Annotated in this window: 20 protein-coding genes; 3 read left to right on the forward strand and 17 right to left on the reverse strand. The window is 60.2% G+C overall.

Translation table 11 applies throughout. From position 1 onward, the window contains the following. The first annotated feature begins 75 nt into the window (after nt 1-75). Nucleotides 76-1299, forward strand: coding sequence for a L,D-transpeptidase family protein (locus PYR65_RS15175; protein WP_407951333.1), 1224 nt, complete (start codon nt 76-78; stop codon nt 1297-1299). Nucleotides 1300-1357: 58 nt separating this feature from the next. Here PYR65_RS15175 and dnaE read toward each other — a convergent pair whose 3' ends face one another. Beyond that, entirely contained in the window at nt 1358-4864 is a 3507-nt protein-coding gene (gene dnaE, locus PYR65_RS15180; RefSeq protein ID WP_276118568.1) for a DNA polymerase III subunit alpha, read from the reverse strand. 154 nt (nt 4865-5018) lie between these two features. On the opposite strand from dnaE, the gene PYR65_RS15185 reads away from it, so the two are divergent. After that, entirely contained in the window at nt 5019-5330 is a 312-nt protein-coding gene (locus PYR65_RS15185) for a hypothetical protein (RefSeq protein WP_276118569.1), read from the forward strand. Continuing rightward, nucleotides 5327-5911: a hypothetical protein gene (locus tag PYR65_RS15190; protein ID WP_276118571.1), complete on the forward strand. Its 585-nt coding sequence runs from the start codon at nt 5327-5329 to the stop codon at nt 5909-5911. The genes PYR65_RS15185 and PYR65_RS15190 overlap by 4 nt, the downstream gene beginning before the upstream one ends. A gap of 38 nt (nt 5912-5949) precedes the next feature. Here the strand turns inward: PYR65_RS15190 and PYR65_RS15195 are convergent, their stop codons facing one another. From PYR65_RS15195 to PYR65_RS15270, 16 genes are all read right to left on the reverse strand, one after another. Then, nucleotides 5950-6633, reverse strand: a complete 684-nt coding sequence (locus PYR65_RS15195) for an ABC transporter ATP-binding protein (RefSeq protein WP_060641204.1) — start codon at nt 6631-6633, stop codon at nt 5950-5952. An 18-nt stretch (nt 6634-6651) separates the two neighbouring features. Further along, nucleotides 6652-7959, reverse strand: coding sequence for a lipoprotein-releasing ABC transporter permease subunit (locus PYR65_RS15200; protein ID WP_276118572.1), 1308 nt, complete (start codon nt 7957-7959; stop codon nt 6652-6654). A gap of 11 nt (nt 7960-7970) precedes the next feature. Continuing rightward, nucleotides 7971-9299 (reverse strand): proline--tRNA ligase, encoded by a 1329-nt coding sequence (proS, locus tag PYR65_RS15205; RefSeq protein WP_276118573.1) that lies wholly within the window; start codon nt 9297-9299, stop codon nt 7971-7973. A gap of 654 nt (nt 9300-9953) precedes the next feature. Beyond that, nucleotides 9954-10223 carry a DUF1467 family protein gene (locus PYR65_RS15210; protein WP_276118574.1) on the reverse strand — a complete coding sequence of 90 codons (270 nt, stop codon included), beginning with the start codon at nt 10221-10223 and terminating at the stop codon, nt 9954-9956. A gap of 132 nt (nt 10224-10355) precedes the next feature. Beyond that, entirely contained in the window at nt 10356-10760 is a 405-nt protein-coding gene (mce, locus tag PYR65_RS15215) for a methylmalonyl-CoA epimerase (RefSeq protein ID WP_276118575.1), read from the reverse strand. A gap of 10 nt (nt 10761-10770) precedes the next feature. Further along, entirely contained in the window at nt 10771-12438 is a 1668-nt protein-coding gene (locus PYR65_RS15220; RefSeq protein WP_060641209.1) for a ribonuclease J, read from the reverse strand. A gap of 35 nt (nt 12439-12473) precedes the next feature. After that, nucleotides 12474-13241: a biotin--[acetyl-CoA-carboxylase] ligase gene (locus PYR65_RS15225; protein WP_276118576.1), complete on the reverse strand. Its 768-nt coding sequence runs from the start codon at nt 13239-13241 to the stop codon at nt 12474-12476. Then, nucleotides 13238-14680, reverse strand: a complete 1443-nt coding sequence (gene nuoN / locus PYR65_RS15230; RefSeq protein WP_276118577.1) for an NADH-quinone oxidoreductase subunit NuoN — start codon at nt 14678-14680, stop codon at nt 13238-13240. The genes PYR65_RS15225 and nuoN overlap by 4 nt, the downstream gene beginning before the upstream one ends. 18 nt (nt 14681-14698) lie before the next feature. Next, nucleotides 14699-16210 (reverse strand): NADH-quinone oxidoreductase subunit M, encoded by a 1512-nt coding sequence (locus PYR65_RS15235; RefSeq protein WP_060641212.1) that lies wholly within the window; start codon nt 16208-16210, stop codon nt 14699-14701. Then, nucleotides 16210-18207 carry an NADH-quinone oxidoreductase subunit L gene (nuoL, locus tag PYR65_RS15240; protein ID WP_276118578.1) on the reverse strand — a complete coding sequence of 666 codons (1998 nt, stop codon included), beginning with the start codon at nt 18205-18207 and terminating at the stop codon, nt 16210-16212. The genes PYR65_RS15235 and nuoL overlap by 1 nt, the downstream gene beginning before the upstream one ends. Nucleotides 18208-18214: 7 nt before the next feature. Continuing rightward, a complete protein-coding gene (gene nuoK, locus PYR65_RS15245; RefSeq protein WP_037169335.1) occupies nt 18215-18523 on the reverse strand; it encodes an NADH-quinone oxidoreductase subunit NuoK in 309 nt (102 codons plus the stop codon). Between the two features lie 27 nt (nt 18524-18550). Next, entirely contained in the window at nt 18551-19165 is a 615-nt protein-coding gene (locus tag PYR65_RS15250) for an NADH-quinone oxidoreductase subunit J (RefSeq protein WP_060641430.1), read from the reverse strand. Between the two features lie 140 nt (nt 19166-19305). Then, nucleotides 19306-19797, reverse strand: a complete 492-nt coding sequence (gene nuoI / locus PYR65_RS15255) for an NADH-quinone oxidoreductase subunit NuoI (RefSeq protein WP_060641214.1) — start codon at nt 19795-19797, stop codon at nt 19306-19308. 64 nt (nt 19798-19861) lie between these two features. Continuing rightward, nucleotides 19862-20905 carry an NADH-quinone oxidoreductase subunit NuoH gene (nuoH, locus tag PYR65_RS15260; protein WP_060641215.1) on the reverse strand — a complete coding sequence of 348 codons (1044 nt, stop codon included), beginning with the start codon at nt 20903-20905 and terminating at the stop codon, nt 19862-19864. Nucleotides 20906-20926: 21 nt separating this feature from the next. Beyond that, nucleotides 20927-23008 (reverse strand): NADH-quinone oxidoreductase subunit NuoG, encoded by a 2082-nt coding sequence (gene nuoG, locus PYR65_RS15265; protein ID WP_276118579.1) that lies wholly within the window; start codon nt 23006-23008, stop codon nt 20927-20929. Between the two features lie 110 nt (nt 23009-23118). Next, on the reverse strand, nt 23119-23835 hold the full coding sequence (locus PYR65_RS15270) for a hypothetical protein (protein WP_276118580.1): 717 nt from the start codon (nt 23833-23835) through the stop codon (nt 23119-23121). Nucleotides 23836-23839 lie beyond the last annotated feature (4 nt).

Genomic DNA, 23839 nt, shown 5'->3' on the forward strand with positions numbered 1-23839 from the left:
AAACAGCAAAGTTTCCTTAAACCTCTCAAGCTAGGCTCATCTTCTGTTTCTTGCGTGCGGATGTTGTCCATGGTTTTGCGTTTTACATTCGGTCTCGGCGCCGCAATCGCCCTGTCTGCCAGCGTCGCCTTTGCCGGCGAGCCCGCTCCCCTGCAGATCGTCGTTTCCAGGGACCAGCAATCGCTGGTGGTCTATGACGGTGATACCGTTGTGGCCACCTCGAATGTCTCGACGGGCAAGGCCGGTCACGCGACGCCGACGGGGATTTTCTCGATCCTGGAAAAACGCCGCTTTCACAAGTCCAACATCTATTCGAACGCGCCGATGCCGTTCATGCAGCGGCTGACCTGGTCGGGCATTGCGCTGCATGCATCCAATCACGTTCCAAGCTACCCGGCCTCGCATGGCTGCGTGCGGATGCCGGATGCCTTTGCCAAACAGCTGTTCAAGATGACCGGGCGCGGCGTGCATGTGCTGATTTCCGACCGCCAGCTGACGCCGGCCGCGATCTCCGATCCGTTCCTGTTCCAGCCCAAGGGAAATGAGCCGGAGCTGCTGTCGGATGCAACGTTGCGTCCGGGGGTGTCACAGGTCCATACCGAGTCTGTCGAAGTCGCCACGATCGAACCGCCAGCGGAAAAACCTGTTGTGGCCGAGACGCAGAAGCAGCCGCCGATCCGCATGCTGATCACCCATCGCGGCTCGCGTGAAATCACCATGGACATCCAGAACCTGCTCAACGAGCTTGGCTATGCCGCAGGTCTTGCCGACGGATATACGGGCGTGCAGACCAGCGATGCCATCAAGGCGTTCCAGACAGCAGAAAACCTGCCCATCGACGGCAAGCCGACGACAGCCTTCATCGACGCGCTCTACGCCAAGGCGGGCAAGGGCAAGCCGCCGAACGGCCAGCTTCTGGTTCGCCGCGATTTCGAGCCGTTGTTTGAAACGCCTGTCCTGATCGAGCAGCCGGACGTGGCGCTCGGCACGCATTTCTTCCAGTTCCAGGATATCGACGCCTTGACCGGCAAAGGCGCCTGGTTCGCCATGACACTCGACAACGCCCTCTCCGGGCCGATGAAAAAGCGGCTTGGCATCACCGTCGAGGAAGACCCGGCGGCGTTCAATGCCGCCAAGCGCACGCTGGCGCGCATCACCGTGCCGGACGAGACGCGCAGCCGCATCGAGGAGTTGCTTGCCGAAGGCTCATCCCTGACCATTTCCGATATGGGGCTTGGCCAGGAAACCGGAGATGGTACCGATTTCGTCACCGTTACCCGCAGCCGCTCGAAATCGTAAGCTGCAAAACGCTGGAGCCTCGCAAGACAAATGCGGCTCTACAGCCTCGTACGAGGCTCTAGACCAGTTCGACGTCGATGACGCCGGGCGCTGTCCTCAGCGCTGCCGCGATCTCCGGCGAGATGCGATAACGATCGTTCAGTTCCACTTCGATCTCGCGCTGGCCATTGTCCTTGATGACGATGAACGACACCAGGCCATCGCCACGGGTATTCAGATGGGCCGCGACCGAGCGCAAAGGGCCGCTGTCGCGGACATAGACGCGCAGCGCCTTCTGCATCTGCAGTGACCGCTCTTCCAGCGATTGCAGCGTCTGGATGCGCATCCCGATGCCTTCCGGCCGTTCTTCGGCCTGCACCGTCATAACGAGCGATTTGCCCGGCTCCAACAGGTCGCGGTACTGATGGAGCGCTTCCGAAAACAGCACGGCCTCGAACTGGCCGGTCGAATCGGAAAAGGCGATAATGCCCATCTTGTTGCCGGTTCGGGTCTTGCGCTCCTGTTTCGAGGTGACCGTTCCGGCCAGGCGCCCGGCCGTCGCACCTTTTTTGACGGAAGCCGCGAAATCGGAAAATGTCTGGACACGGATCTTGGCGAGCAGCACATTATAGGTATCGAGCGGATGCGCCGAGAGATAGAAGCCCAGGACCTGAAACTCGCGGTGCAGCTTTTCAGAGGCAAGCCACGGCGCATAGGGCGGCAGGTTGATCTTTTCCGGCCCCGTCGCCGCGCCGGCGCCAAACATATCGCTCTGGCCGCTGATCTTGTTGGCCTGAGCAATCTGCGCAAAGCCCAAGATACGGTCGAGGCCGCCCACCAGTTCGGCCCGGTCATAGCCGAAGCAATCAAAGGCCCCGGCACAAATGAGGCTGTCGAACACCCGCCGGTTCAACAGCTTCGGATCGATCCGCAGGCAGAAATCCTCAAGATCGGCAAAAGGCTCGTCGCCGCGCACCTCGACGATATGATCGACAGCGGCCTCACCGACGCCCTTGATGGCCGAGAGCGAGTAGTAGATGCGGTTTTCGCCGGTCTCAAAGCGGCGGAACGAGGTCTGGACCGAGGGCGGGATGACCTCGATGCCAAGCCGGTTGGCATCCTGGCGGAAATCGTTGATCTTGTCGGTGTTCGACATGTCGAGCGTCATCGACGCCGCCAGGAACTCGACCGGGAAATGCGCCTTCAGATAGGCGGTCTGGTAGGAGACGATGGCATAGGCTGCGGCATGCGACTTGTTGAAGCCGTAATTGGCGAACTTGGCGAGCAGATCGAAGATCAGGTCGGACTGCGGTTTTGAGACGCCGTTATCGACGGCGCCCGTGACGAAACGGGCGCGCTGCTTGTCCATCTCCTCCTTGATCTTCTTGCCCATGGCGCGGCGCAGAAGATCGGCTTCCCCGAGCGAATAGCCCGACAGGACCTGGGCGATCTGCATCACCTGCTCCTGGTAGACGATAACGCCCTGGGTTTCCTTCAAGAGATAATCGATCTTCGGATGGATCGATTCGATCTCTTCCTCGCCGTGCTTGCGGGCATTGTAGACCGGAATATTTTCCATCGGACCCGGCCGGTAGAGCGCCACCAGCGCTATGATGTCCTCGATGCAGTCCGGCCGCATGCCGATCAGAGCCTTGCGCATGCCGGCACTTTCCACCTGGAACACGCCGACCGTGTCGCCCTTGGACAGCATTTCGTAGGTCTTCTGGTCGTCGAGCGGCAGCGCTTCGAGCTTGACCTCGATATCGCGCTTCCGGATGAAATCGACGGCGACCTTCAGCACGGTCAGCGTCTTCAGCCCGAGGAAGTCGAATTTGACGAGGCCGGCCTGCTCGACCCATTTCATGTTGAACTGGGTGACCGGCATGTCGGAGCGCGGATCGCGATACATCGGCACCAGCTGCGACAACGGCCGGTCGCCGATGACGATACCGGCGGCGTGGGTCGAGGCATGGCGGTAGAGGCCTTCGATCTTCTGGGCGATATCGAGCAGGCGGCCGATCACCGGCTCCTTATCGACCTCTTCCTGAAAGCGCGGCTCCTCCTCGATCGCCTTCGACAACGGCGTCGGGTTGGCCGGATTGTTGGGCACCAGCTTGCAGATCTTGTCGACCTGGCCATAGGGCATTTCCAAAACGCGGCCGACGTCGCGCAGTGCCGCGCGCGCCTGCAGCGATCCGAAGGTGATGATCTGCGCCACCTGCTCGCGGCCATATTTGCGCTGGACGTAGCGGATCACCTCTTCGCGCCGGTCCTGGCAGAAGTCGATGTCGAAGTCGGGCATCGAGACGCGGTCCGGGTTGAGGAAGCGTTCGAACAGCAGCGAGAAGCGCAAGGGATCGACGTCCGTGATGGTCAGCGCATAGGCGACCAGCGAGCCCGCACCCGAGCCGCGGCCCGGCCCGACCGGAATATCCTGCATCTTTGCCCATTTGATGAAGTCGGCAACGATCAAGAAGTAGCCCGGAAACTTCATCTTCTCGATGACCGAGAGCTCGAAATCCAATCGCTCGCGATAATCGCTCTCGCTATAGCCGGCCGACAGTCCGAGCTTCTGCATCCGGTCTTCCAGCCCCTCGACAGCCTGGCGGCGCAGTTCGAGTTCCTCGGCGCGCTCGGCTTCTGCCGGATCATCCGTGGCTCCGGTGAAGCGCGGCAGGATCGGCCCGCGCGTCTTCAACACGAAGGAACAGCGCTTGGCGACCTCGATGGTGTTTTCCAGCGCCTCCGGCAGGTCGGCAAACAGGGTTGCCATATCCTTGCGGCTCTTCAGGTAATGATCCGGCGTCAGGCGAAAACGCGTGTCATCCGAGACCATCGCATTGTGCGCCACGGCCATCAGGGCATCATGCGCCTCGAACTCGGCCGGCGACGGGAAGAACGGCTCGTTGGTTGCGACGATCGGCAATTCGAGCTTGTAAGCGAGATCGATGACCCGGTTTTCATGGCGGCGATCATATTTGCCGTGACGCTGGAGCTCCACATAGAGGCGGTCGCCAAACACGGTGGCAAGCGTCTTCAGCCGCGTTTCCGCCAGCGCGTGGTGACCGGACTTCAAGGCCATATCGACCGGACCGCCGGACGCGCCGGTCAGCGCGATCAGGCCTTCCGCCCCGCCCTCCTGCAGCCAGGACAGCGCGATGCGCACCGACTGATTGCTTTCGCCCCCGAGATAGGCCCGGCTGACGATATCGACGAGCCGGACATAGCCGGCATCGGTGGCGGCAATCAGCACGATCGCCGGCAGCTTGGCCAGATGCTGGGCATGGCCGCGCTTGTCGCCCTCGCCCTCATCTTCCATGTCGATCGACAACTGGCAGCCGATCAGCGGCTGCAGGCCATCGTCCATGCATTTCTGCGAGAATTCCAGTGCGGCAAACAGATTGTTGGTGTCGGCAATGCCGATGGCCGGTTGACCGTCGGCAACAGCCTTGCCGATAATCTTCTTGATCGGCAAAGCACCTTCGAGCAGCGAAAAGGCGGAATGAACGCGAAGATGGACGAACTGGGGAGAGACGCCGCCCTGCGTGGCGCTATCCCGCTGCTTGCCGTTGACCGCATCTGCCATGGTGCACCCCGATTCCCGTGAAGGCCTCAGGATATCCCGTTTCCATCCGCAGATGTCCAGTTTTCATCCGCCTCAGGGCAGCATTTTCAAACCTGCACCATCTTGTCCACAGTTGGGCCGTCTGCCAAGGCTGCGGACTGGTGAATGCGCTGACATGGCGAAAGCTTGCGCCCGTTTTTACATGCCCATGACGATGATTGAAAAGCTGGCGATGAACATGGCGATGGAGGTCAAAGCGGCGAGATCACGAATGAAGTCAGTCATTGGTCGGCTCCCTTTTCCGTTATGTTCTTATAATGTTCCATTTATGTTCATGCGTCAAGCAGCAGCTGCAAATCTGCCGCCGCAGGAAAAGGGAGATGGTAAACAATGTCTGAACAGCCGCCGGCAAAGCCATCCGGCATCTGGACGGCGGCCGGGCCGCCTATTAGTCTGCCTACAATTCAAATCGGGGAATGATCGATGAAGATGTCACTGGCCGTCATGACGGCATGTCTCAGCCTGTCTGCCACGGCCCCGCAGGCAGCCGATGCCATCGATCCCGAGCGCATCATTTTTGCTGCAACAGGGGATTGGGACAAGGACGGCACATCGGACCTCGCCATGCTGGTGGCACCGGCAGACGGCAGCGGCGAGGATGACAATTCCGTTTACATCTATCTGAACGACGGCGACACCGACCGGCTGAAACTGAAGACCGTCGTTGCGAACAAGGTCTGGGGAGATCTGACCATGGCAGGAAGGGCACCGTCGATCACTGCTCTTGCCAACGGCTCGATCCTGATCACCACCCACAACGATTCCGTCGGCCGGGACCGCTGGGAACAGAAGCTGACGGTCGCCTATCGCAACTTCGACTTCGTCGTTGCCGGCTATACCTACACATCCTATGACACGCTCGATCCCGACAATACGGCGGAATGCGATTTCAACGTTTTGACCGGCAAGGGAAAGAGCAGCGGCAAACCCGTCGCCACCAAGGGCGAAATCGTGCTGCTCAAGGATTGGTCCGACGATCGCGGCCAAACGGTCTGTGGTATCGAATAGGCATAGGACCCGCCTCTAACCGGCAGGCCACCGCAACCTTAGAGCTCGACGACCTTGCCGTCCTCGATGGTGACGCGGCGGTCCATGCGGGATGCCAGTTCGTAATTGTGGGTGGCGATCATGGCCGCAAGACCGGATTGGCGCACCAGGGCTTCCAGGGCTTCGAAGACATAGCCGGCGGTTTCCGGATCGAGGTTTCCGGTCGGCTCGTCGGCGAGAAGCACCAGCGGTGCATTGGCAACGGCCCGCGCGATGGCGACGCGCTGCTGTTCGCCGCCAGATAGTTCCGACGGACGATGCTCGGCGCGGTGGCCGATGCGCATGTAATCCAGCAAGGCCGCCGCCCGTTCGCGCGCCTCTGCCTTGTTCAGGCCGGCGATCAGTTGCGGCATCATGATATTTTCGATCGCGGTGAATTCCGGCAAAAGATGGTGGAACTGGTAGACGAAGCCGATATCGTTGCGGCGGATCGCCGTGCGCTTCTCGTCGCCGAGCGCGCCGCAGGACTGGCCGTTGATCAGAACTTCGCCCGCGTCCGGGCGTTCCAGCAGGCCGGCCAGGTGCAGAAGTGTCGATTTGCCGGTGCCGGACGGCGCCACAAGCGCCACGGTCTGTCCGCCAAACAGTGAAAAATCCGCGCCCTTCAGGATGGACAGGGTTTCTTCGCCCTGGCTGTAATGACGTTCGACGGCGGAAAGCTGCAATGCCACGCGCGCATTCATCGTTGATGTAATCCCCAATTATTCGTAGCGCAGAGCCTGAACCGGATCGAGGCGCGAGGCGCGCCAGGCCGGAAAGATCGTGGCAAGGAAGGACAGGCCGATGGCCATGGCGACGACCGATGTGGTCTCGCCAAGGTTCATATCGGCCGGAAGCTGGCTTAGGAAATAGAGTTCGGGATTGAACAACGTCGTTCCCGAAATCCAGGAGAAGAACTGCCGGATGGATTCGACATTGAGGCAGACGATCACGCCCAAAAGCACGCCTGCCAAGGTTCCGACAATGCCGATCGCCGCCCCGGTCATGAAGAAGATCCGCATGATGGCGCCCGACGACGCGCCCATCGTGCGCAGGATGGCGATGTCAGCCCCCTTGTCCTTGACCAGCATGATCAGGCCGGACACGATATTGAGCGCCGCCACCAGCACGATCAGCGTCAGGATCATGAACATGACGTTGCGCTCGACCTGGAGCGCGGAGAAGAAGGTCTTGTTGCGGTCGCGCCAATCGCTGATCAGCACCTGTCGCCCGGCCGCATCCTCGATCGGCTGGCGCAGGTCATCGACCAGGTCCGGATTGGTGACGAACAGTTCGATCGACTGGGCGATGCCTTCGGCATTGAAATAGAGCTGGGCTTCTTCCAAAGGCATGAAGATGATCGAGGCGTCATATTCCGACATGCCGATCTCGAAGATGGCCGAGACGGTGTAGGATTTGACGCGGGGATTGACCCCCATGGGCGTAATATCACCTTCCGGCGCCACCAGCGTGATCGTGCCGCCGGCGGTGATGCCGAGCTGCTGGGCCATGCGCGAACCGATCGCAACACCGGTACCTGCGGCATAACCGACGAGATCGCCGGACTGGATGTGATCGGAAATCGACTTCATCTTGGCGAGATCGTCGGCGCGCACGCCGCGCACCAGCGCCCCGGTGCCAGCACCGCCCGGACCGGAGGCGAGCGTCTGCCCCTCGATCATCGGAATTGCCATGGTGATGCCCTTGACGCCGGAAAACTTCGTCGCAAGGTCGGCATAATTATCGAGCGGGCCATCCAGCGGCTGGACGATCATGTGACCGTTGATGCCGAGAATGCGCGAGATCAGCTCGGTTCTAAAACCGTTCATCACGGCCATGACAATGATCAGCGTGGCCACGCCGAGCATGATGCCGATGAAGGAAAAGCCGGCGATCACCGAAATGAATGCTTCTTTGCGGCGCGAGCGCAGATAGCGCCAGGCCACCATGCGCTCGAATGTGGAAAACGGACGGCTCGACGGCGCCTCTGCGGTCGCTGCCTTTTCCTGCTCTAGCGTCGCGGCGCTCATTCCTTGGTCCCTTATTTCGAGGCGGTCAGCTTGTTGATGGCAGCCTCGATCGTCAATGTTTCGCGGGCGCCGGTCTTGCGGTCCTTGAGTTCGACTTCGCCGCTGGCGACGGAGCGCGGACCGGCAATGATCTGCACGGGAACGCCGATCAGGTCGGCGGTGGCAAACTTGGTGCCGGCGCGGTCGTCCTTGTCGTCGTAGAGCGTGTCGAATCCCGCCTTGTTGAGCGCAGCATAGATGGTTTCGCACGCCGCGTCGCATGCTTCGTCGCCGGATTTCATGTTGATCACAACCGCGTCGAACGGTGCGATCGAAGCCGGCCAGATGATGCCGTTCTCGTCATGCGAGGCTTCGATGATGGCGGGAACCAGCCGGGTCGGGCCGATGCCGTAGGAGCCCATGTGGACCGTGTGTTCCTTGCCGTCCGGGCCCTGAACCTTGGCGCCCATGGCTTCGGAATATTTGGTGCCGAAATAGAAGATATGACCGACCTCGATGCCGCGCGCCGAAACCTTTGAGGCATCGTCGATCGCGTTGAAGGCCGCCTCGTCGTGCATTTCCGAGGTGGCGGCATAGAGCGACGTCCACTTGTCGAAGATCGCCTTCATCGCAGCCGCATCCCAGAAATCCGTATCATCGGCAGGAATATCGAAATCGAGGAAGTGCTTGTGGCAGAAGACTTCCGATTCACCGGTATCGGCCAGGATAATGAACTCATGGCTGAGATCGCCGCCGATCGGGCCTGTATCGGCCCGCATCGGAATGGCGCGCAGGCCAAGCCGCGCGAATGTGCGCAGATAGGCCGCAAACATGCGGTTGTAGCTGTCGACAGCGCCCTCGCGGTTGAGATCGAAGGAATAGGCATCCTTCATCAGAAACTCGCGCGAACGCATGGTGCCAAACCGCGGACGGCGTTCGTCGCGGAATTTCAGCTGGATATGATAGAGATTGAGCGGCAGGTCCTTGTAGGACTTGACGTAGGAGCGGAACACGTCCGTGATCATCTCCTCGTTGGTCGGTCCATAGAGCATGTCGCGCTTGTTGCGATCCTTGATCCGCAGCATTTCGTCGCCATAGGCGTCATAGCGGCCGCTTTCCTGCCAGAGTTCGGCCGATTGCAGCGTCGGCATCAAAAGCTCGACGGCGCCGGCGCGGTTCTGTTCTTCGCGGATGATCTTGGTGACCTTGTCGAGAACCCGTTTGCCGAGCGGCAGCCACGTATAGATGCCGGCCGACTGCTGGCGCACCATGCCGGCACGCAGCATCAGCCGGTGCGAGACGATTTCCGCTTCCTTCGGGGTTTCCTTCAGAATGGGCATGAAAAAGCGGGACAGGCGCATGAACGGGTTCCAGAAGTTAAAAGCACTTCGCACTATCGGTTGAATCGGGCGAAATAACGTTGAGCCTGCAGGCCCCGCGCGCGTCAGCCGCGCAAACCGGACACTGCCGTTTGACTGTTTGCCGCGACGATCCGGACAGCTGATTCCACGAGAAAGGATGCACCGCGCTCACGCGTTCATAGACGCTTCGCAGCAGGAAGAAAACCCGTCATCGCTTTTGGCAGAAAGCGTAGACGGGCACTGCATTTCAAGGACTGAAAAAACAAAAATACCTGCGTCAAAAAGGCACGGTAGTAACAGGATTTTGACAGAAGTTGTCAACGGAAAAATTTTACTCAAGTGTAGCAAAAATGCAAAAAAATGGGATGACAACGCATAATGTTTGGGCTAGTTTTGGCCCACAAAAGAGGCAGGGAGATTAAATTCTTGTCGATTTCGCGGTCAAGTCTTGGGAGGATAAGATCTTAGGCGCGTTTACACGCAGCCACCGGCAACGGATAAGGATCACGCGATACTTTAAAGAACAAGGCTTTTAGCCTTGTTTTTTTTTGACTTTTACACAGGATGTATTCATCCGGAAAATGGAAACCGCCTCAATCGCGGCAATTCTGTGGCAGCGTCAACCGCGCGGTCCGCCTGCCGGAAGCGTCAACCTCAGTAAAACTTCGGCGCAAATTGCGGGATGGAATCCAGGCCGTAGCCCAGCCGCACGGACAGGACATACCACGCGGCATGGATAATAGCGGCCAGAACCGAGGTCATCAGAAACACCCGAAGCGCACGGAAACGCGCCGGCGCGCTTTCGACGCTGCCCGGCACCACCTCGTTTTCATCCGCCTGCGTGCGCAAGCCGATCGGCAGGACGATGAACAGCGCCAGCCACCAGATGATGAAGTAGATCGCAAAGGTGGAAAAGATCGGCATGGTCGTCTCTCGTTACGAGGGGAGATGGATGTCTCGCCTCATGTCTCGTGCGCGCTGGCATGGCGCCTTATAGCGCCTCACTGAACGCCCGACAAACACCCTGTCCGATAAATACCGGCACGCGGTCTTCTGTCACACCTGTTCGAGTTCGATCAGCGTCCCGAAGAAATCCTTCGGATGCAGAAACAGCACCGGCTTGCCATGTGCACCGGTCTTTGGATTTCCATCGCCCAGCACCCTGCCCCCGGCCGCAATCAGGCTGTCGCGGGTGGCATGGATATCCTCGACCTCGTAGCAGATATGATGCATGCCGCCGGCCGGATTTTTCGCAAGGAAAGCCGCGATCGGTGACGCCTCCCCGAGCGGCTCCAGAAGCTCGACCTTGGTATTGTCAAGCGTGACGAACACGACGGTGACGCCATGCTCCGGCAGCGCTTGCGGAGCGGTCACCGAGGCACCGAGCATCGAATGGTACCGCTCCGCCGCTCCGGCAAGATCCGGCACGGCAAGAGCGATATGGTTGACACGTCCAAGCATCGGAGACCCGTCAGAGCTTGTTGATGAACACGGTGACGACCGGCTTCTTGCCCCAGACGTCATTGGCCGTACCACGAATGGCGCGGCGGACGGCTTCCGTCACCATGGCAATGTCCTTGCGCTTGCCGCGCGGAATGCTTTCGACAGCCCCCAGAACCGCGTCATAGAGCGTATCGTTCATGTCTTCGCCTTCGTCATCGAATTCGGGCAGGCCGATCGGAACGACGATCGGGTCGGCGGCGAAATCGTAGCGCGCGTCCAGAATGACGTTGACAGCAACGTGACCGGCAAAGGACAGCTTGCGGCGTTCGCCGATGCCCATTTCCTCGAAGTCGCCGATCAGGCTGCCGTCCTTGTAGATCCGCCCATGCGGGGCTTCGCCAATGACGGTGGCCGGTCCGGGTGCCAGACGCAGAATGTCGCCGTTACGCACCTTCGGAACAGTCTTGATGCCGGACTGCAATCCGAGTTCCGCCTGTGCCGTCAGATGCGCGGCTTCGCCGTGAACGGGCACCAGCATCTGCGGGCGCGTCCAGGCATACATCTGCTGCAGTTCATTGCGGCGGGGATGGCCGGAGACGTGAACCAGCGCTTCACTATCGGTGACGATATGGATGCCCTGTTCGACGAGGCCGTTCTTGATGTCGTTGATCGCCTTCTCGTTGCCGGGAATGGCGCGCGAGGAAAACACCACGGTATCGCCTGCAGTCAGCGCCACATTGCGCATCTCGTCGCGCGAGATCTTGGCAAGTGCGGCGCGCGATTCGCCCTGGCTGCCGGTCAGGATCACCACGACCTTGTCGCGCGGAATATAGCCGAACTCATCCTCTGCGATGAAGGGGTTCAGCCCTTCCATCAGCCCGACATCGCGGGCGACGTCGCAGACCCGCTTCATCGAGCTGCCGAGCAACAGGACCTCGCGGCCGGCCGCAGCCGATGCCTTGGCGATCGAGCGGATACGGCCGACATTGGAGGAGAACGTGGTGATCGCCACGCGGCCCTTGGCGTCCTCGATGATCTTGGTGAGGCTGGTCGAAACCTCCTCTTCCGAGGGGGAGACGCCATCGCGCATGGCATTGGTGCTGTCGCACATCAGCGCCAGAACACCTTCATCGCCGATCGCGCGGAACCGCGCTTCATCGGTAAAGGGCCCGAGCGACGGAGCATGGTCGATCTTCCAGTCGCCGGTATGCACGACATTGCCGAGCGGCGTGCGGATGATCAGCGACATCGGCTCGGGGATCGAATGGTTGACGCCGACGGCTTCGATTTCGAAAGGCCCGACATTGATGCGGTCGCCTTCCTTGAAGATGGTGATCGGCACCTGGGCGCGGCTGCGCTCGTAGGAGCGCTTGGCTTCCAGCATGCCGGCCGTGAACGGCGAGGCATAAACCGGGACATTGAGGCCCGGCCACAGATCGGCCAGCGCGCCATAGTGATCCTCATGGGCATGGGTGATGATGATGCCCTTGAGGTTCTTGCGCTCTTCGGCAAGGAACCGGATATCGGGCAGCACCAGATCGACGCCGGGCAGATCGAGGCCCGGGAAGGTCACGCCGCAATCGACCATGATCCACTGGCGGTGGGCGGGCGAACCATAGCCGTAAAGGGCCAGGTTCATGCCGATTTCCCCCACTCCGCCCAGCGGCAGGAAGACGAGTTCGTCTTGTTTGCTCATTGATTGATTGCGCCTTATGCCACCCAAAATGGGGTCTATCCAAAAAATACATCGCCTGCGGCGATGCGTTGAACCGTGCCTGCTCCCAGATCGAGCATCAGCCGGCCGTCTTCATCTATGCCTTCGAACCGTCCGGAAAGCGAGCGATCCGGCAGGTTGACTGTAATCTTCTGGCCGATACCGCCTGCTGCGGACCGCCATTGTGCGATAATTTCTGCAATGCCGTCGCCGCAGTTCCAGGTGTTCAACGCATCGGCCATGCTGCGGAACAGATGGGCAAACAGTTCATCCGGCGAAACGGCAGACCCTTCCGCCTGCAGGCTGGTGACCGGATAAAGCCCCTGCTCCGGCACCAGCGCGACATTGATGCCGCAGCCGATGACCAGCGCGTGATGCCCATCCGGCAAACCCTCGCCTTCCAAGAGGATACCGCAGCACTTCTTGCCCGCAATCAGAATATCGTTCGGCCATTTGATCGAGACCGGATTGGAGCCAGACGGCATCACCGCCTGGATCGCCCTGTGGACGGCAACAGCCACCGCGAGCGGCAGCGATTGCAGCTTTTCCATCGGCGCCGGATCGATCAGAAGCAGCGACGCATACAGATTGCCCGGTTCCGACGCCCATTGGCGGCCCCGGCGGCCGCGGCCGGATATCTGCCGCGCGGCGGTGATCCAGTGCAGGCCCGGATCACCGGCACGCGCCCGGATCAGGCATTCGGTATTCGTCGATCCGACATCGCCCAGAGCGGTATGGCGGAAATTATCGAGCGAAACCCTGCCGATCCGGTCCTGTCCTGTCAAAAGAATGTCCGCGCTGCAACTTCGGCCGCCGTGCCGATCGGTCCACCGATCAGAACATAGGCGAGAACGAACAGGCCGGAAAGGCCGTAGACCAGGCGCAAGATGCCCGACGGACGCGCAAATTCGCCCTTCGGATCATCAAACCACATCAGCTTGATGACGCGCAGATAATAGTAGGCGCCAACGACGGAGGCGAGAACGCCGATGATTGCCAAGGCATAGAGATGCGCTTCGATTGCGGCCATGAACACGAAATACTTGGCAAAGAAGCCTGCAAGCGGCGGAATGCCGGCGAGCGAGAACATCATCACCGTCAGCACGGTTGCCATCAGCGGATTGGTCTGCGACAGGCCGGCGAGATCATCGACGCTTTCGACGTGATTTCCGTCCTTGCGCTTCATCGCCATGATGCAGGCAAAGGTGCCGAGCGTCATCACCATATAGACCAGCATGTAAATCAACACGCCGCGCACCCCGGCCATCGAGCCGCTGGACAGACCCACGAGCGCATAGCCCATATGGCCGATCGACGAATAGGCCATCAGCCGCTTGATGTTCTTCTGGCCGATGGCGGCAAACGAGCCGAGCAGCATCGAGGCAATCGAAATGAAGACGATGATCTGCTGCCAGTCGGTGACGATCGGTTCGAACGGCATGATGACCAGCCGGATCAGCATCGCCATGGCCGCAACCTTCGGCGCGGCGGCGAAGAAGGCCGTCACCGGGGTCGGGGCACCTTCATAGACGTCCGGCGTCCACATATGGAACGGAACGGCGGAGATCTTGAAGGCAACACCAGCCAGGATAAAGACGAGGCCGAAGATGAGGCCAAGCGAACGGCCTTCTGCCGACAAGGCAGCGGCAATGCCGTCGAAGCCGGTATGGCCGGTAAAGCCATAGACCAGCGACATGCCGTAAAGCAGCATGCCGGACGACAGGGCGCCGAGCACGAAATATTTGAGGCCCGCTTCCGTGGAACGCAGGTTGTCGCGGTTCATGGCGGCAACGACATAGAGCGCCAGCGACTGCAGTTCGAGCGCCAGATAGACCGAGATCAGGTCGTTGGCCGAGATCATCAGCAGCATGCCGAGCGTTGCCAGCACGATCAGGACCGGGAATTCGAACCGGTCGATGCCCGTCGAACGCGCCTCGCCCGCCGACATGATCAGCGCCACCATGGAGCCGAACAGCGTCAGCACCTTCATAAACTTGCCGAAGGGATCGGAGAGGAACGCGCCGTTATAGGCCTGACCGTCGCCGGTCTGCCAAACCAGCCACACGCCCGAAATGGCGAGCAGGCCAACGGCGAGCCACGTCACCAAACCGGACGATTTCTCGCCGGAAAAGACGCCGATCATCAACAACACCATGGCGCCAACCGCAAGGATCAGCTCGGGCGTCGACAGGTGCAGGCTAGCGAGGAATGTTTCAGCAGTCATTTCAATCCCGTCCTGTCGTCATTTCGCCGAAAGCGCAACGTCATGCGCTGCCTGCACGGCCGCAGTGTAGTTGTTGATAAGCACGTCCACCGAGGCTGCCGTCGCATCGAACACGGGAGCCGGATAGACGCCGAAGAAAATGGTCAGCACGATCAGCGGATAGAGCAGCGCCTTTTCACGGCCGGAAAGATCCAGCAGCGATTTCAGGCTGTCCTTGTCCAATGTGCCGAAGATCACCCGGCGGTAGAGCCACAGAGCATAACACGCCGAGAGGATGACACCTGTCGTGGCGAAGAACGCGACCCAGGTATTGGCACGGAATGCACCCAGCAGCACGGTGATTTCACCGACAAACCCGGACGTGCCCGGCAGGCCGACATTGGCCATGGTGAAGACCATGAAGGCAACCGCATATTTCGGCATGTTGTTGACGAGGCCGCCGTAAGCGCTGATCTCGCGGGTGTGGGTGCGGTCATAGACCACGCCAACACAGAGGAACAGCGCGCCGGACACCAGGCCATGCGACAGCATCTGGAAGATCGCGCCCTGCACGCCTTGAGTATTGGCGGCAAAGATACCCATGGTCACGTAGCCCATATGGGCAACCGATGAATAGGCGATCAGCTTCTTGATGTCGGACTGCATCATCGCCACCAGCGAGGTGTAGATGATCGCGACGACCGAGAGCGTGAAGACGAAGGGCGCGAAATATTCCGACGCCAGCGGGAACATCGGCAGCGAGAAGCGCAGGAAGCCGTAACCGCCAAGCTTCAGGAGAACGCCGGCCAGGATGACCGAACCCGCCGTTGGCGCTTGAACGTGCGCGTCGGGAAGCCAGGTATGGACCGGCCACATCGGCATCTTCACTGCAAATGACGCGAAGAAGGCGAGCCATAACCATGTCTGCATCTGGCGCGGGAACTGATAGGCGAGCAATTCGGCGATATCGGTCGTACCGGCCTGCCAGTACATCGCCATGATGGCGAGCAGCATCAGAACCGAACCGAGCAGCGTGTAGAGGAAGAACTTGTAGGAGGCGTAGACGCGGTCCTTGCCGCCCCAGACGCCGATGATGATGAACATCGGGATCAGGCCGGCTTCGAAGAACACGTAGAACAGCACGATATCGAGCGACACGAAGACGCCGATCATGAACACTTCCAAAAGCAGGAAGGCGATCATGTATTGCTTCAGGCGCTTTTCGACCGAAAGCCAGCTGGCCACCACGCAGAACGGCATCAGAAACGCCGAGAGCACGACGAACAGCATGGAAATGCCGTCAATGCCGAGATGGTAGGAAATACCGGTGCCGAGCCACGCGTGCTTTTCGACCATCTGGAAGCCGGGGTTCGAATTGTCGAAATTCCACCAGATCCAGCAGGAGACGAGAAACGTCACGATCGTCGTCAGCAACGAGATGTTCAGGATATTGCGGCGGCCGGAGGCACTGTCTTCACGCGTCAGAAGCAGAAGAGCAACGCCAGCCAGCGGCAGGAAGGTGACCGCGGAGAGAATGGGCCAATCGGTCATCAGAAGGAGCTCCCGAGCATCATCCAGGTAACGAGCGCCGCGATGCCGATGAGCATCACGAAGGCATAGTGATAGAGGTAACCGGTCTGCAGGCGGACGACGCGGTCAGTCACATCCATGACGCGCGCGGCAATGCCGTTCGGGCCGTAGCCGTCGATGATCCGGCCATCGCCTTCCTTCCACAGGAAGGTGCCGATGCGCTTGGCGGGACGAACGAACAGGAAATCGTAGAGTTCGTCGAAATACCATTTGTTGAGCAGGAACTGGTAGAGGCCGCGATGCTGCTCGGCCAGGTACTTCGGAGTCTCCGGCGAGCGGATATACATGTACCAGGCGGTGACGAAGCCGAGGATCATCGCAATGAACGGGCTGAGCGCAACCAGGGCCGGAACGTGGTGGAACTCATCGACCAGTTCGTTGCCCGGCAGCGTGAACAACGCGCCCTGCCAGAATTCGGCATATTCGTGGCCATAGAAATAGCCCTCGCCGAGGAAACCGGCCACGACGGCGCCGAAGGCCAGGATGTAGAGCGGGATCAGCATGACCTGCGGCGATTCGTGGACGTGGTGCATGACCTCATGCGAGGCGCGCGGCTTGCCGAAGAAGGTGAGGAACATCAGGCGCCACGAGTAGAAGCTCGTGAACAGGGCCGCAATCACCAGAAGAGTGAAGGCGAAACCGCCGACCGGCGAATGCGATGCATAGGCCGCCTCGATGATCACGTCCTTCGAGAAGAAGCCCGCGAAACCGAACGAGGTGAACGGAATGCCGACGCCGGTGATGGCAAGCGTGCCGATGAGCATCATGGCGAAGGTCACCTTGATATGCGGACGAAGCCCGCCCATGTGGCGCATGTCCTGCTCGCCATCGACAGCATGGATGACCGAGCCGGCGCACAGGAACAGCAGAGCCTTGAAGAAGGCATGCGTGAACAGATGGAAGATCGCAGCGCCATAGGCGCCCGTTCCCAGCGCCACGAACATGTAGCCGAGCTGCGAGCAGGTCGAATAGGCGATGACGCGCTTGATATCGTTCTGGACGAGACCAACGGTTGCCGCAAAGAATGCCGTGATCGCGCCGATGACGGTGACGACCATCAAAGCCGTGTGGGACAGTTCAAACAGCGGCGACATGCGGGCGACGAGGAAAACACCGGCCGTCACCATGGTTGCGGCATGGATCAGCGCCGACACAGGCGTTGGGCCTTCCATGGCGTCGGGAAGCCAGGTGTGCAGCAGGAACTGCGCCGACTTGCCCATCGCGCCCATGAAGAGCAGCAGGCAGACGCCGGTGATCGCGCTGGCTTTGTCGAGATGCATGCCGAACAGGTTGATGACAGCCTCGCCACCCTCAGCAGCGCCTTCAGCCGGCAGGTAGCTGGCAGCGGCGGCAAAGATGGTTTCAAAGCTGATCGAGCCGAACAGCACGAAGACGCCGAAAATGCCGAGCGCAAAACCGAAGTCACCGACGCGGTTGACGATGAACGCCTTCATTGCCGCAGCCGATGCCGACGGCTTCTTGTACCAGAAGCCGATCAACAGATAGGACGCCAGACCCACGCCTTCCCAGCCGAAGAACATCTGCAACAGGTTGTCCGAGGTGACCAGCATCAGCATGGCGAAGGTGAACAGCGACAGATAGGCAAAGAAGCGCGGCCGATGCGGATCGTGATGCATGTAGCCGATCGAATAGAGGTGGACCAGGCAGGACACGGTGTTGACCACGACGAACATCACGGCCGTCAGCGTATCGACCCGGAAGGCCCATTCCGCATCGAAGCTGCCGGACTGGATCCAGCGCATCACGGTGACCTTGATCATCTCCGTCTCGCCGAGCGCGACGTGGAAGAACACGACCCAGGACAGGACAGCGACAATAATCATGAAGCCGGTGGTCACGTATTCCGATGCCTTGGCGCCGATCGAGGTGCCGAAAAGACCCGCGATCAGGAAGCCGATCAGCGGCAGGAAGACGATGGCTTGAATAATCGTATTCATTGGCCGCTCAGCCCTTCATCATGTTGACGTCTTCCACGGCGATGGAGCCGCGGTTGCGGTAGAAGACGACGAGAATTGCAAGACCGATGGCGGCTTCCGCGGCCGCGACGGTCAGAATGAACAGGGCGAACACCTGGCCGGTAATGTCGTTGAGGAACGACGAGAAGGCGACCATGTTGATGTTGACTGCAAGCAGGATGAGTTCCACCGACATCAGGATGATGATGACGTTCTTCCGGTTGAGGAAGATGCCGAAGACGCCCAGCGTGAACAGGATGGCGCTGACGGTCAGATAGTGGGAAATACCGATTTCCATGATGTGTTCCTTGACCTCGCGTCCGTCTTAAAGGCCCTGCCCCGACTTCACCTTGACCACTTCGACAGCGGTCTTGGGCGAACGGGCAACCTGTGTGGGAATATCCTGGCGCTTGATGTTGTCGCGATGGCGCAGCGTCAAGACGATGGCGCCGATCATGGCGACCAGAAGAACCAGGCCGGCAATCTGGAAGAAATAGACGTAGTGCGTATAGAGCACGTCGCCGAGTGCGGCTGTGTTGGAGCGATCGGCGATTGCCGGGATCGGCATCGAGATCGACTTGGCGATTTCAGGCGAGAACGAGCTGCCGCCGACCACGATGATCAGCTCAGCGGCCAGAATGAGGCCGATCAGCGCACCGACCGGCGCATATTCCAAAACGCCCGACCTCAGCTGGGTGAAGTCGATGTCGAGCATCATCACCACGAAGAGGAAGAGAACCGCAACCGCGCCGATATAAACGACCAGCAGGATCATCGCCAGAAACTCGGCGCCCGTCAGAAGGAACAGGCCGGCCGCGTTGAAGAACGTCAAAATGAGGAACAGCACGGAATAAACTGGGTTCCGCGCAGAAATCACCATGAACGCCGACGCAACCGCGACGAATGAAAAAAGATAGAAAAAAAGAGCCTGCAGACCCATGATCGGTGCCTTTTTCGTCTTCCCCGGGCAGGCATGGCCAAATGCCATCCTTCCCACTGGCGCACCGGTTCATGCCGGCCACGCCCAAGATCAGTGTGACGCCTGCCTTGAACGGCCGGCGCAGTCCCCTTCGCAAGGTCTTACCGGTACGGCGAGTCCATTGCGATGTTGCGGGCAATTTCGCGCTCCCAACGGTCGCCGTTGGAAAGCAGCCGGTCCTTGTCGTAGTAGAGCTCTTCGCGCGTCTCGGTGGCGAACTCGAAGTTCGGACCTTCGACGATCGCGTCCACCGGACAGGCTTCCTGGCAGAAACCGCAATAGATGCACTTCACCATGTCGATATCGTACCGGACCGTGCGGCGCGTGCCGTCGTTGCGGCGCGGGCCGGCTTCGATGGTGATCGCCTGGGCAGGACAGATCGCCTCGCACAGCTTGCAGGCGATGCAACGTTCCTCGCCATTCGGATACCGGCGCAGCGCATGCTCACCCCGGAAACGCGGGCTGATCGGCCCTTTTTCAAACGGATAGTTCAGCGTTGCCTTCGGCGCGAAGAAATAGCGCATCGACAGGAAAAACGCGTTGACGAATTCCTTGAGGAACAGCGAACTGACGGCTTGCGACAGACTTGCCATCATCAACCTCCAAACATGCCGGCCTGGGAGGCGCCGGCTGATTTTGCGAAACGGGACATCGGCATCAGGCCCACACCACCAGTTTCAACGTGACTGCAACAATGAAGACCATGGCGAGCGACAGCGGAAGGAAGACCTTCCAGCCGAGACGCATCAGCTGGTCGTAGCGGTAGCGCGGCACGAAGGCTTTGACCATGGCGAACATGAAGAACACCATCGAAGACTTCAGGATGAACCAGATGATGCCCGGAACCCAGTTGAGGAACCATACATCGACCGGAGGCAGCCAGCCGCCGAGGAAGAGGATCGTCGTCAGCGCGCACATCAGGCAGATGGCGGCATATTCGCCGAGCATGAACATCATGTATGGGGTCGAGCCATACTCGACCATGAAGCCGGCGACCAGTTCCGATTCCGCTTCGACGAGATCGAAGGGCGGACGGTTGGTTTCAGCCAGCGCCGAGATGAAGAAGATGATGAACATCGGAAACAGCGGCAGCCAGTACCAGTCCAGGAACGAACCCGGCAGGCCCATCATCGTGCCCAAACCATCGCGCTGCGAATCGACGATATCGGTGAGATTCAGCGAACCGGCGCAAAGCAGCACGGTCACGATGACGAAGCCGATCGAGACTTCGTAGGACACCATCTGGGCTGCCGAGCGCAGTGCCGAGAGGAATGGATATTTCGAGTTCGATGCCCAGCCGCCGATGATGACGCCGTAAACCTCTAGCGAGGAAATGGCGAAGACATAGAGGATGCCGACGTTGATATTGGCCATCACCCAGTTGGCATTGAGCGGGATAACCGCCCAGGCTGCGAGCGCCAAGGTCACGGAAACCAGCGGCGCGAGCAGAAACAGAACCTTGTTCGAACCGGCTGGAATGACCGGTTCCTTGAAGACGAACTTCAAAAGATCGGCGAAGGACTGGAAAAGTCCCCACGGGCCTACCACATTCGGTCCACGGCGCATCTGCACCGCTGCCCAGATCTTGCGGTCAGCCAAAAGGATGTAGGCGATAAAGATCAAAAGCGCGACCAGAAGCAGCAGCGACTGGCCGATCATGATGGCCGTTGGCCAGACATAGGTCGAAATGAAAGCGTCCATTTTCGTCTTATTCCTTCGCGCTCATTCCGCCGCAGCTTTGAAGTTGTTGCGTGCCAAAGCCGAACATTCAGCCATGACGGCGGAAGCGCGTGCTATCGGGTTCGTCAAATAGAAGTCTTTCACCGGAGACGCAAACGCCGATTTGGCCATCTCACCGGCTTTTTGTGCAAGTGCGGCAATTTCACCGCTAACACCCGTCTCGATCATGTCGATCGCAGCGAAATGCGGGTGTGCCGCGTAGAGCTTGCCGCGCAATTCTGCAAGCGAATCAAACGGCAGCTTCTTGCCGAGCACGTCGGACAGCGCCCGGATGATCGCCCAGTCCTCGCGGGCATCGCCCGGCGCGAAACCGGCCCGGTTGCCCATCTGGACGCGGCCTTCGGTATTGACCCAGAGACCCGACTTTTCGGTATAGGTCGCACCCGGCAGGATGACGTCGGCACCATGGGCACCTTCGTCGCCATGCGAGCCGATATAGACGGTGAAGCCGGCGGTCTTGCCGGAGAAATCCATTTCATCGGCGCCGAGCAGGAACAGCACGTCGGTGCCGGTCAACATTTCAGCGGCAGTCTTGCCCCCCTCACCCGGCACGAAGCCGAGATCGAGACCACCGACGCGCGAGGCGGCAGTGTGGAGGACTGCAAAACCGTTCCAGTCTTCGGTGACGGCGCCGATGGCGCCCGCAAGCTTTGCGGCAGACGCCAGAACCGACGCGCCGTTGCCGCCGGAGATCGCGCCCTGACCGATGATGATCATCGGGCGCTTGGCATTTTGCAGAACGCTGAAGAACTTGCCCTTGCCGGACACCAGTTCGGACAGCGTATCTGTGCCTGCGCCGAGATAGTCGTAGCTATAACGCAGCTCGGCCTGTTCGCCGATCACGCCGATCGGGAAATTGGCCATCCGGAACCGCTTGCGGATACGGGCATTCAAGACAGAGGCTTCAAAGCGCGGGTTCGAGCCGATGATCAACAGCGCGTCGGCGCTTTCGATGCCCTGGATCGTGGGGTTGAAGAGGTAGCTCGAGCGGCCGGAGGCCGGATCGAGGGCGGCGCCATCCTGGCGGCAATCGATATTGGCCGAGCCGAGCGAGGAGATCAGCGCCTTCAGCGCGAACATTTCCTCGACCGAGGCCAGATCGCCGGCAATCGCGCCAATCTTCTCACCGCTGGTTCTGGAAACCGCCGACTTGATGGCGGCGAAGGCTTCGTTCCAGCTGGCAGGCTGCAAACGGCCGTCCTTCTTTACATAGGGGCGGTCGAGACGCTGCGTCTTCAGGCCATCCCAGATGAAGCGGGTCTTGTCGGAGATCCATTCTTCGTTGATCTCTTCATTGACGCGCGGCATGACGCGCATGACTTCGCGGCCGCGCGTATCGACGCGGATGGCCGAGCCGACGGCGTCCATGACGTCGATCGATTCGGTCTTGCCGAGTTCCCAAGGACGGGCGTTGAAGGCGTAGGGTTTGGAGGTCAGAGCGCCGACCGGGCAGAGATCGACGACATTGCCCTGAAGTTCCGACGTCATCGCCTGCTCAAGATAGGTGGTGATCTCGGCGTCCTCTCCACGGCCGATCAGGCCGAGTTCGGCAATGCCTGCGACTTCCGTGGTGAAGCGGACGCAGCGCGTGCAGTGAATGCAGCGGTTCATCACCGTCTTGACCAGCGGGCCAATATACTTGTCTTCGACAGCGCGCTTGTTCTCGTTGTAGCGGGTCGAGTCGACGCCGAACGCCATTGCCTGGTCCTGCAGGTCGCATTCGCCACCCTGGTCGCAGATCGGGCAATCCAGCGGATGGTTGATCAACAGGAATTCCATCACGCCTTCGCGGGCCTTCTTGACCATGGGCGTGGTCGTGAAGACTTCCGGCGCTTCGCCGTTCGGGCCGGGGCGCAGGTCGCGCACGCCCATGGCGCAGGAGGCTGCCGGCTTCGGCGGCCCTCCCTTCACCTCGATCAGACACATGCGGCAGTTTCCGGCGACCGACAGCCGCTCGTGGAAACAGAAGCGCGGAACCTCGGCGCCGGCCTCTTCGCACGCCTGCAGCAGCGTGAAATGATCCGGGACCTCGATCTCTTTTCCGTCGACTTTCAGCTTTGCCATCTTCGCACTCAATCCTGTCGTTCATTCGCCAGCCAAAGCGGCGAACAGATATTATAAAGGCACGCTAACCTGTTGAGCGAACACCACCGGCCCCGCCCGAAACTCAAATCTCAACCCTTGATCAGGGCCTTTGCCTGCTCGACCCAGCCGTCGCGGGCGATGCGGCCGGCAAAACCGAGCGCGTCGTCGAAACGCTGCACGTCCTTATCGCTCCACAAAGCGACATCGGCATAACGCCGCACGCCCATTCCATTCAAAACCTGTTCCAGCTTCGGTCCGATGCCGGAAATCCGCTTCAGATCATCCGCCTGCGTTTCAGCAACGTGGGCGGCCTTCTGCCGCTTCGGCTTTTCGGCCTTGACCGGCGCAACAGCAACCAGCTCTGCCACCGCCGGCGTTTCCGCGACCGGCGGGGTCTTTGCCGCAACCTTGACCTTGGCCACAGCCTTGACCTTAGCCTTTGCCGGCGCCGCCGATTTCACGACCGGCTGCGGCTTGACGGCCGCGACCGGTGTTTCCACCGGCTGGGAAACCGTTCCGGCCTGGTTTTCATCTGCGGCAATGCCGGTCTTCTGCGCCGTTTGCGCCAATCCCTGCATCGCGCCGAGCATGAAGCCGGCGATCTGGCTGGTCACGCCGAAACCGATCGCCGTTGCAGCTGCCATGGCTGCCGCCGGATGCTGCATCAGCGGATGCAGGGGAACCTTGGGCATATCCTTCAACCATTCGGCAACGCCGAACGGATCGTTGCCGGCCGGAGGCACGGCCGAGGATCCGGCAGATCCTGTCTGCGTGCCCTTGCCCGTTTCGTTTCCCGGTCCAGCCATGCCG

Origin of the sequence: Pararhizobium qamdonense (assembly GCF_029277445.1) — a bacterium.
In the GTDB taxonomy this organism is placed as follows: Bacteria; Pseudomonadota; Alphaproteobacteria; order Rhizobiales; family Rhizobiaceae; genus Pararhizobium; species Pararhizobium qamdonense.

Excerpts from the sequence above, each read along its gene's own strand:
- PYR65_RS15220 (WP_060641209.1), bottom strand. The coding sequence starts at position 12,438 with ATGAGCAAACAAGACGAACTCGTCTTCCTGCCGCTGGGCGGAGTGGGG.
- nuoN (WP_276118577.1), bottom strand. The coding sequence starts at position 14,680 with ATGACTGCTGAAACATTCCTCGCTAGCCTGCACCTGTCGACGCCCGAG.
- PYR65_RS15250 (WP_060641430.1), bottom strand. The coding sequence starts at position 19,165 with ATGGGTCTGCAGGCTCTTTTTTTCTATCTTTTTTCATTCGTCGCGGTT.
- PYR65_RS15185 (WP_276118569.1), top strand. The coding sequence starts at position 5,019 with ATGGCGAAAGCTTGCGCCCGTTTTTACATGCCCATGACGATGATTGAA.
- nuoG (WP_276118579.1), bottom strand. The coding sequence starts at position 23,008 with ATGGCAAAGCTGAAAGTCGACGGAAAAGAGATCGAGGTCCCGGATCAT.
- dnaE (WP_276118568.1), bottom strand. The coding sequence starts at position 4,864 with ATGGCAGATGCGGTCAACGGCAAGCAGCGGGATAGCGCCACGCAGGGC.
- PYR65_RS15210 (WP_276118574.1), bottom strand. The coding sequence starts at position 10,223 with ATGCCGATCTTTTCCACCTTTGCGATCTACTTCATCATCTGGTGGCTG.
- nuoH (WP_060641215.1), bottom strand. The coding sequence starts at position 20,905 with ATGGACGCTTTCATTTCGACCTATGTCTGGCCAACGGCCATCATGATC.
- nuoI (WP_060641214.1), bottom strand. The coding sequence starts at position 19,797 with ATGGCAAGTCTGTCGCAAGCCGTCAGTTCGCTGTTCCTCAAGGAATTC.
- PYR65_RS15200 (WP_276118572.1), bottom strand. The coding sequence starts at position 7,959 with ATGAGCGCCGCGACGCTAGAGCAGGAAAAGGCAGCGACCGCAGAGGCG.
- PYR65_RS15190 (WP_276118571.1), top strand. The coding sequence starts at position 5,327 with ATGAAGATGTCACTGGCCGTCATGACGGCATGTCTCAGCCTGTCTGCC.
- nuoL (WP_276118578.1), bottom strand. The coding sequence starts at position 18,207 with ATGAATACGATTATTCAAGCCATCGTCTTCCTGCCGCTGATCGGCTTC.
- nuoK (WP_037169335.1), bottom strand. The coding sequence starts at position 18,523 with ATGGAAATCGGTATTTCCCACTATCTGACCGTCAGCGCCATCCTGTTC.
- mce (WP_276118575.1), bottom strand. The coding sequence starts at position 10,760 with ATGCTTGGACGTGTCAACCATATCGCTCTTGCCGTGCCGGATCTTGCC.
- PYR65_RS15270 (WP_276118580.1), bottom strand. The coding sequence starts at position 23,835 with ATGGCTGGACCGGGAAACGAAACGGGCAAGGGCACGCAGACAGGATCT.
- PYR65_RS15235 (WP_060641212.1), bottom strand. The coding sequence starts at position 16,210 with ATGACCGATTGGCCCATTCTCTCCGCGGTCACCTTCCTGCCGCTGGCT.
- proS (WP_276118573.1), bottom strand. The coding sequence starts at position 9,299 with ATGCGCCTGTCCCGCTTTTTCATGCCCATTCTGAAGGAAACCCCGAAG.
- PYR65_RS15195 (WP_060641204.1), bottom strand. The coding sequence starts at position 6,633 with ATGAATGCGCGCGTGGCATTGCAGCTTTCCGCCGTCGAACGTCATTAC.